Source organism: Martinezella sp. CNPSo 3732, assembly GCF_057784515.1.
Genome location: NZ_JBXSOO010000054.1, coordinates 1 through 1,227, shown reverse-complemented (window position 1 = coordinate 1,227; position 1,227 = coordinate 1). Strand labels below are relative to the sequence as shown.

The following is a 1,227-nucleotide window of genomic DNA, read 5'->3' as shown; positions in this document are numbered from 1 at the left end:
CCATTCCTTCCTGCCGTCGTTCAAGGGAGCCAACCCCTACAAGCAGGCCTATGAGCGCGGTGTGAAGCTGATCGGGGCGACGGCGCATTATGTGACGGCCGATCTCGACGAGGGTCCGATCATCGAGCAGGACACGGCGCGCATCACCCATGCGCAGTCTGCCGAGGACTATGTCTCGATCGGCCGCGATGTGGAGAGCCAGGTTCTCGCCCGCGCCATCCATGCGCATATCCATCACCGCAACTTCATCAACGGCAACCGCACCGTCGTCTTCCCGGCAAGCCCGGGATCCTATGCCTCAGAGCGCATGGGGTGAGTGATGACACTCGCAACGGTGATCGACGGGAGACAAGCGGCGGCTTCGGTGATCGAGGCCGTGAAGGCTGCAGCGGCGGGACTTGAAGCGGAGGCCGGGGTAAAGACTGGTCTTGCGGTCATCATCGTCGGCGACGATCCGGCCAGCCACGCCTATGTGAACTCCAAGAGCAAGATGGCGAGGGAATGCGGCTTCAAGTCGGTCCAGCACACGCTGCCGGCGGAAACGACGCAAGGTGAACTGGCAAGTCTGGTGACCTCGCTGAATGATGATTCCTCCATCCATGGCATTCTCGTGCAGCTGCCGCTGCCGAAGCATCTGAATTCCGATGCGATCATTCAGTCGATCCAGCCGGAGAAGGATGTCGACGGGTTGCATGTGGTCAATGCCGGCAAGCTGGCAACTGGCGATCTCGAAACCGGGCTGATCTCGTGTACGCCGGCCGGCGCCATGCTTTTGGTACGCCAGGTACATGGCGAAGACCTGTCGGGTCTGAATGCCGTGGTCATCGGCCGCTCCAACCTATTCGGCAAGCCGATGGCGCAATTGCTGCTTTCTGCCAATGCGACGGTCACGACAGCGCATTCACGGACGAAGGATCTCGCCTCCGTGGCAAGGGGTGCCGATATCCTGGTGGCGGCCGTCGGCCGTCCGGAGATGGTCAAGGCCGATTGGGTGAAGCCCGGTGCGACCGTCATCGATGTCGGCATCAACCGGATCGCGGCCCCTGAACGGGGCGAGGGCAAGAGCCGGCTGGTGGGCGATGTCGCCTACGGTGAAGCATCCGAAATTGCCGCTGCGATCACCCCGGTTCCGGGCGGCGTCGGACCGATGACGATCGCCATGCTGATGGCCAATACCGTCATCGCTGCCCATCGCGCTGCCGGCCAGAAGCTGCCCAGGTTTTAGAG

2 protein-coding genes are annotated in these 1,227 nt (G+C 62.3%); both read left to right on the top strand.

Annotated features, from left to right (window positions below; all coding sequences use genetic code 11):
- Nucleotides 1–316 (top strand): formyltransferase family protein (locus tag AC13RM_RS31430; protein WP_488555857.1); only part of this gene is annotated, 316 nt, incomplete at its 5' end.
- Between the two features lie 3 nt (nt 317–319).
- The gene (folD, locus tag AC13RM_RS31425; protein ID WP_488556144.1) at nt 320–1,225 is read left to right on the top strand and encodes a bifunctional methylenetetrahydrofolate dehydrogenase/methenyltetrahydrofolate cyclohydrolase FolD; all 906 of its coding nucleotides are present in this window, start codon (nt 320–322) and stop codon (nt 1,223–1,225) included.
- Nucleotides 1,226–1,227: the final 2 nt, after the last annotated feature.